Genomic DNA, 6,923 nt, shown 5'->3' with positions numbered 1-6,923 from the left:
CGGGTAGGCGCCGGGCCGACTGACCTCGCCGAAGATGTAGAAGGTGCGGCTCTCCGACTTGAACAGCGTGACGGTGACGTCGGGCTGAACGATGAACTCCTTCAGCCGGCGAGTCATCTCCGCGCGCACGTCGTCGATCGTGCGCCCGCGCACGTCAACGTCGCCGATCAGGTCGAAGGAGACGCGTCCGTCGGGTCTGACCACGAGCTCGCGCTTGATCTCGGGCTCGGGCCGTACGGTGACCACGATGACGTCCGGCGGCGCCAGGTGGTACTCGGCCTGCAGCGAGGGCATGCCCGGATGGCCGGCGCTGGTGGCGCAGGCGGCGCACAGTGCGGCGAGCAGGAGCACGGCGGTGCGAGTGTCTCGAATCAAGTCGGTACCCCCTCTTCCCTCTTGTCGCTTTCCAGTGTAGCTCGCGCGCGGGTCGTGTCAGCTCGCGCCGCGACCGGAGATCACGGCGGGGAACGTGGCGAGCAGGATCTGCAGGTCGAGCAGCAGCGACCAGCGCTCGACGTACTCGATGTCGAGCTTCACCCAGTCCTCGAACTCGATCTCGTTGCGGCCCGAGACCTGCCACAGACAGGTGATGCCCGGGCGCATGCTGAGTCGGCCGCGGTGGTCGAGCTCGTACTTCTCGACCTCGGCCGGCACCGGCGGCCGCGGACCCACCAGGCTCATGTGACCCATGAGCACGTTCAGCACCTGCGGCAGCTCGTCGATCGAATACTTGCGCAGCACGCGGCCGACGCGCGTGACCCGCGGGTCGCGCTGGATCTTGAACACGGGCCCCGACTTCTCGTTCAGCTCGCGCAGCTCGGCCTTGCGCGCCTCGGCGTCGGTCACCATGGTGCGGAACTTCAAGAACGGAAAGACGCGCCCGTAGCGGCCGCAGCGCGGCTGCACGAAGAAGATCGGGCCCGGTGAGTCGAGCTTCACGGCCAGCGCGACCGCCAGCCAGACCGGCGCGGTCACCACCAGCGCGGCCAGCGCGCCCGCGATGTCCACCCCGCGCTTCAGGGCGAATTGCCAGACCGGCCGGCGCCCGTGCACCGAGAACGAGATCGCCGGCAGCCCGGCCACGTCGCGGCGCACCACGTGCGCGGCGCGCGTGTCGAACAGGTCGACGGGAATCGTGAGGTCGATGCCGAGTGTCTCGCACAGACCGATCGCATTGGCGGTCGAGTCGTGGGCCAGGAAGCGGCGCGGCAGGCCGAAGATCACCCAGTCGACCGCCGAGCGCGAAGCGATCTCGGGCAGGCGGTCCAGCCGGCCGAGATACTTTTCCCCCAGCTCGCGCCGGTCGGCGTCGGAAGGGTCGTCGTCGAGGAAGCCGCACACGCGGGTGCGTTCGCGCGGGTCGCCCTCGAGGCTGCGCGCGATGCGCCGCGCCCGCTCGCCCGTGCCGAGGATCAGCGCGTTCAGCAGCCGATCCGAGGGGTTGCTTCTGACGACGGGGGCCATCGGCGGGCTCGCTCGCTACGCCCGGGGTGTCCGGCCCCGCTTCGTGCCTTCGATGTAGGGCGAGGCCATGTAGGTGGAGTAGACGGCCGGGTCTTTCGTATCGACCCGGTTGAAGACCACGCCGAGAACGCGCGCGCCGGCGCGGCGCAGGTCGTCGCGCATGCGGCGCAGCGCGCGCAGCTCGACGGAGCCGGGCTTGTGCACGAGCAGCGTGCCGTCGGCGTCGGCCGCCAGCAGGAGCGCATCCGGCACGGCGAGCAGCACGGGTGAGTCGAGCACGACCAGCTCGTACTCGCTCTTCAGGTCCGCCATGACCTGCACGAAGGCATTCGAGGCCAGGAGCTCGGAGGGGTTCTCGGGTGTCTCGCCCGCGGCCAGCACCTCGAACGAGGTGTTCTCGGGCCGCTGGATGCACTCGTCCAGGCGCGCCCGGCCTTGCAGGACTTCGGAGAGGCCGGGCGAGCGGGCGATCCCGAACACGCGGTCGACGCGCGCGCGGCGCAGGTCGGCGTCGATCAGGATCACGCGCCGGCCCATGCGTGCGAAGGCGCTCGACAGGTTGACCGAAGTGGTGGTCTTGCCCTCGCCCGCGATCGCGCTGGTCACGAGGATCGAGTGCAGCTTCAGGTTGCGCATCGCGAACAGGATCGAGGTGCGCAGGTTGCGGTAGCTCTCCGAGGCGACCGAGCCCGTGGCGCGGCCGGTCTGGTGCTCGGGCACGACCTTCTTGTCCTGGACCTGGGGAATCATGCCGAGCACGGGCACGCCGAGCGCGCGCGCGACCGCGTCGGTGTCGCGCACGCGGCGGTCGAGCAGCTCGCGCAGCACCGCGGCCAGCACGCCCAGCGCGAACGCGGCCGCCCAGCCCATGATCAGATACTTGCGCCGGCTCGGGCCCGCGGGGAACAACGGCGCGACCGCGTAGTCGAGCACCGTGGCCCCGGGGTGCTTGTCGGCGGCGGACAGGAGTGACTCGTTGCGGCGCTTCATCAGCACCTCGAGCATCTGCTGGTCGACGTCGAGCTCGCTCTGCAGGCGTTTGTAGCGCGAGAGCGCCTCGCTCTTCTCTCCGCCGTCGCCCACCAGATCGTCGCGCGCCTTCTCGAGCGCGCGCACCTTCGCGTCGAGGTGCGCGACCTCGGCTCGCAGGGCCATGTACTCGGCTTCCTCGGCGGGAGTGAGCGGCCGGGCATCGCTCGCGCCCGCGTCGACCAGCCTTTGCTGCAGGGTCGCCACCACCGCTTCGAGCCGCTTCACCTCGGGGTGGGTCGGCGTGAAGCGCAGCCGCGCCGACTCGAGCGCGGCAGCAGCGGCCTGGTACTCCTCGCGCATGCGGCGCACTTCGCGATCCTGCGCCGAGTCAGTGTTGGCCGACGCCCGCGGCGTCATCTCGGCCAGGCGCTGGCGCGCGGCTACGAGCTCGATGCGCGCGGTCTGCAGCGAGGTGTCGACGCTGGTGAGCCCGCTGCTGCTGCCGCCGTCCTCGGACTTGGTGACCGCGCTCGGCGAGACACCGTTGCGCGACACCAGCTCCCCGCTCGCGCTCTCCTTGTCCGCGATCTGCTGGCGCAGCTCGTAGATCTGCTGGTTGAGGAAGGTCATCGCGCGGCGCGACGCCGAGTCGCGCTCGTTCTGCAGGTGCCGCACGTAAGCGTCGGCCACCGAGTTCGCGAGGAACGTCGCGCCGGCCGGGTTGTCGGCGCGCGCCTGGATGCGCAGGTACGAGCCGCCGCCCGCCAGGTACACCTCGAGGTTGGAGCGAAGGCTCTCGATCCGGAGCGCGCGGTCCTGCTCGGGCGTGATGTGCCAGCCGTCGATGTCTTCGCCGCGGATCACCGCCTTGGCGAAGTCGAGCACGTTGCGCTTCAGAATGTTGTTGCCCGCGGGCAGGAGGTCGACGACCTGACCCAGCACCGCGTCGGAGTACACGAGCGTAGTCATCGAGTCGGCGAGCGCGGCGCCGGTGCGATCGGCCAGCTGGCCTGGCAGCGGGTCTCCGCCGAAGTCGAGCACCTTGGGCGTGGCTTCCATCGCGACGGTCGCGGTCGCCTGGTAGAAGTGCTTCAGCGTGAACGGGAAGATGGTGGCGGGAATCAGCAACGGAACGGCGATCAGCGCGACCATCAGCCGGCGCCGCCGCAGGAACTCGAGGATCGGGCGCAGGTCGAACTCCTGGGAGTCGGGCTCTTCGGGTCCGCCCTCCGTCTCTAGTTCGTCGCGCATCGCCGGCGCCTCCCGGGCCCTCGGATCGCGATATTAGCAACCGCCATACCACTTCCCCCGACCAGTAATCGCGCTGGCACCCTACCCGCGCGATTGGCTGATCGCGCGGGCACCATGCCCGTGCGGCCCGTGATCGCGTCACCGGCAACTATGACCGATCGGCTACCGCTTTTTGGCGGTTCGTCACCCTCGGGTGCCCGGGCGCTCATCGGGCTACGATCCCGGCCACAACCCAAGCGCGGCGCGGCCGGCGCCGATGGCGGAGGGGTGGCAGAGCGATCCACGGAGATAGACGCAGCGGTCCCTGCGCTGCGCCTCGCCTGCCTCGCGGTCCTGGCTCTGGCGGTGGTTCCCGGGCTGCGGCTGCTCTCGTTCGTCTGGAGTGGCTCCGAGTACCTGGGATACGGCTACCTCGTTCCAGCTTCGAGCGCGGCACTTTGCCTCGCTCGCAGGCCGCAGATTCGCCACGCAATACAGCTCGGGGAAGTGCCGCGCTGGGGCCCGCTGTGGGTGTTCGCGGCGGCAGCCCTCGAGTCGCTGGGGGTCCTGGCCGACAGCGGGACGGTCGCCGGGGTGGGCGTGCTCGCGCTGTTCGCTGCGACGGCATACGCGCTCGGCGGCCAGGCGTTGCTGCGCGCGCTCGCGCTGCCGATCGGCTTTCTCGCCTTCATGATTCCGCCTCCGGACTTTCTTCTGGAAGGCTTGCTGCTGGCGCTGAAAGCCCTGGTGATCCAGACGTCGGTCGCGCTGCTCCAGCTGGGCGGCGTAGCGGTCGCGAGTCAGGGCAGCCGGCTGTTCGTGCCCGGTCACGAGCTGTTCGTCGCGAACGCGTGTTCGGGCTTGCGCTCGATCGTGACTCTCTTCCCGCTGGCCGTGGTGGTGGCGACGTTCGCCGCGCGCGGCGTGTGGCGGCGCGCCGCGATCGTGGCCAGCGTGGTGCCGCTCGCGGTCGGGGGCAACATCGCGCGCGTGATTCTGACGGTATGGCTCGTGACTCGCTTCGGTGAGTCGTGGGCGCAGGGCGCGCTGCACGAGAGCTTCGGCTTGGCCACGTTCGCGCTCGGTGCGCTGGCGCTGCTCGCGGTCGCGCGGGGGCTGCGGTGAAGCGCTCCGCCTCGCTCGCGCTCGTGCTGGTGTGCCTCTCGCTGCCGCTCTTGAGCTTCGCCTGGGCGCGGGCGCGCGCGCGCAACCTGCACGAGTTCCAGCCGGCGCGCATTCCCGCCCGGCTGGGGGAATTCGCGCTCGACCGCGAAGACGCGCTGCCCGAGGACGTGCGCGCGATGCTCTCGCCCGAGGCCTACGTGTTTCGCCTGTACGCCCGGCCGGACGGTGCGCCCGTCTGGGCCTACGTGGCGTTCTACGACGGCGTGGGCGCGAGCGGCGCGCATGACCCCGAGGTCTGCTACCCGGCGCAGGGCTGGGACGTGGTGGGGCTGCACGACCGCGAGCTCGACCTGGCCTCGGGCGACCGGCTGCACGCGCACTACCTGGCCGCCACGCAGGGTCCCTCCGAGGAGCTGGTGCTGTACTGGTTCCAGCCACCCGAGCGCTGGCCCGCCGCGCCCCGGGTCGAGCCGTGGCTGCGCGCGCTCGACGGCATCGCCGGCCGCTCGCGCTACGCGTTCGTGCGGCTCTCGACGCGCGTGCTGCCGAGCGTACCCGACGCCGTGCCCGCGGCCGAGGCCGAGCTCGGGGCGCTGGCGCGCGAGCTGGCGGAGCCGGTGCGCGCCGCGGTGCGCGGCGCCACGACGCGGGAGTCAGCGAGTCAGTGACTCAGCGGCCGCCGACGCCCTCGAGGTCGGCCTTCATCATGATCTCGACCAGCTCCGGAAAGCGCACGCGCGGCTCCCAGCCGAGCTTGCGTTTGGCCTTGGCGGGATTGCCGAGCAACAGGTCGACCTCCGCCGGCCGGAAGAAGCGCGGATCGATCTCGACCAGGAGCTTGCCCGTGCGCCGGTCGCGGCCCTTCTCGTCGGTGCCCTTGCCCGACCACACCAGCTCCCAGCCGCACACGCGCGCGGCGCGCTCGATGAACTCGCGGATCGAGTGGGTCTCGCCCGTGGCCACCACGAAGTCGTCGGGCGCGGGCTGCTGCAGCATGACCCACATCATCTCCACGAAGTCGGGCGCGTAGCCGTAGTCGCGCTTCGAGTCGATGTTGCCCATGCGCAGCACCGCGAGCTTGCCGGCCGCGATCTGCGCCAGCCCGAGCGTGACTTTGCGCGAGGCGAAGTTCTCGCCGCGCCGCGGTGACTCGTGGTTGAACAGGATGCCGTTCGAGGCGTGCATGCGGTACGCCTCGCGGTAGTTCTTCACGATCCAGAAGGCGTAGGCCTTGGCCACGCCGTAGGGCGAGCGCGGGTGGAAGGGCGTGCTCTCGGTCTGCGGCGTCTCTTCGACCTGGCCGTAGAGCTCCGAGGTCGAGGCCTGGTAGAAGCGCGCGTCGACCTTGTTCGAGCGCAGCGCCTCGAGCAGGCGCAGCACACCGGTGCCGTCGACGTCGGCGGTGTACTCGGGCTGCTCGAACGACACCGCCACGTGAGACTGCGCGGCCAGGTTGTAGACCTCGGTCGGGCGCACCAGCGCCACGATCCGGTTCAGGCTCGACGAGTCACCCATGTCGCCGTAGTGCAGCTCGTAGACCTTGCCCGCCGCCAGCGCGCGCTCGCGTGCGGGGTCGATGCGGGTGCGGTTGAAGAGCGACGTGCGCCGCGCGATGCCGTGCACCTCGTAGCCCTTGTCGAGCAGGAGCTCCGCCAGGTAGGAGCCATCCTGGCCCGTGACTCCGGTGATCAGCGCGACCTTCCTGCTCATGGCTCCATCACTCCCTTCGCCTCTGCCTCAGGGCAGACCCACGCTCCAGAACGACGCCAAGGTCCAGCCGAGACCGCAGACCACGATCGCGGGCGAGGCCAGCAAGAGGTCGATCGGCGAGCCGCCCTCCCCTCGCACCTGCACCAGCCGAAGATACTCCAACACCCCGAACACCACGAACGGCAGCGAGGCGAACTCGCGGCCCGAGATCAGGACGCTCGCCTCGATGCAGTACAGCGCGTAGGCGATCAGGATCATGCCCGCGGTCACGGTCATGGCCTGATCGAGATAGGCGACCGAGTAACCCTCGAGCGCCGGCCGGTGGGCGGCGTCCATGCCGCGCGCCAGCTCGCTGCGCCGCTTGGCGAGCGAGATGAACAGCGCCAGCGTCGACGAACACAGGAGCAGCCAGTTCGACGGGT

The 6,923-nt window shown here is 70.4% G+C and carries 7 protein-coding genes; 2 read left to right on the top strand and 5 right to left on the bottom strand.

Annotated elements, in window-relative coordinates; genetic code table 11:
• The 3 genes from VMR86_03860 to VMR86_03850 all read right to left on the bottom strand — a co-directional run.
• On the bottom strand, positions 1-375 hold a 375-nt coding region (locus tag VMR86_03860), incomplete at its 3' end, for a polysaccharide biosynthesis/export family protein (protein HTO06170.1).
• Positions 376-432: 57 nt separating this feature from the next.
• Positions 433-1,464: a sugar transferase gene (locus VMR86_03855; GenBank protein ID HTO06169.1), complete on the bottom strand. Its 1,032-nt coding sequence runs from the start codon at positions 1,462-1,464 to the stop codon at positions 433-435.
• Between the two features lie 15 nt (positions 1,465-1,479).
• Complete coding sequence (locus VMR86_03850) at positions 1,480-3,687, bottom strand: polysaccharide biosynthesis tyrosine autokinase (GenBank protein ID HTO06168.1); 2,208 nt, start codon at positions 3,685-3,687, stop codon at positions 1,480-1,482.
• Positions 3,688-3,801: 114 nt separating this feature from the next.
• On the opposite strand from VMR86_03850, the gene VMR86_03845 reads away from it, so the two are divergent.
• Both VMR86_03845 and VMR86_03840 read left to right on the top strand, forming a co-directional pair.
• Positions 3,802-4,791 carry an exosortase/archaeosortase family protein gene (locus VMR86_03845; GenBank protein ID HTO06167.1) on the top strand — a complete coding sequence of 330 codons (990 nt, stop codon included), beginning with the start codon at positions 3,802-3,804 and terminating at the stop codon, positions 4,789-4,791.
• Positions 4,788-5,459, top strand: a complete 672-nt coding sequence (locus tag VMR86_03840; GenBank protein HTO06166.1) for an EpsI family protein — start codon at positions 4,788-4,790, stop codon at positions 5,457-5,459. The genes VMR86_03845 and VMR86_03840 overlap by 4 nt, the downstream gene beginning before the upstream one ends.
• Before the next feature lies 1 nt (position 5,460).
• Here the strand turns inward: VMR86_03840 and gmd are convergent, their stop codons facing one another.
• Positions 5,461-6,501, bottom strand: coding sequence for a GDP-mannose 4,6-dehydratase (gene gmd / locus VMR86_03835; protein ID HTO06165.1), 1,041 nt, complete (start codon positions 6,499-6,501; stop codon positions 5,461-5,463).
• A gap of 27 nt (positions 6,502-6,528) precedes the next feature.
• A partial coding sequence (locus VMR86_03830) for a decaprenyl-phosphate phosphoribosyltransferase (protein HTO06164.1) occupies positions 6,529-6,923 on the bottom strand: 395 nt, incomplete at its 5' end.

The sequence above is a fragment of the Myxococcota bacterium genome (assembly GCA_035498015.1).
Taxonomy (GTDB): domain Bacteria; phylum Myxococcota_A; class UBA9160; order SZUA-336; family SZUA-336; genus VGRW01.
Note: the sequence above shows the minus strand (reverse complement) of the source record. Positions and strands in the feature narration are given on the sequence as shown.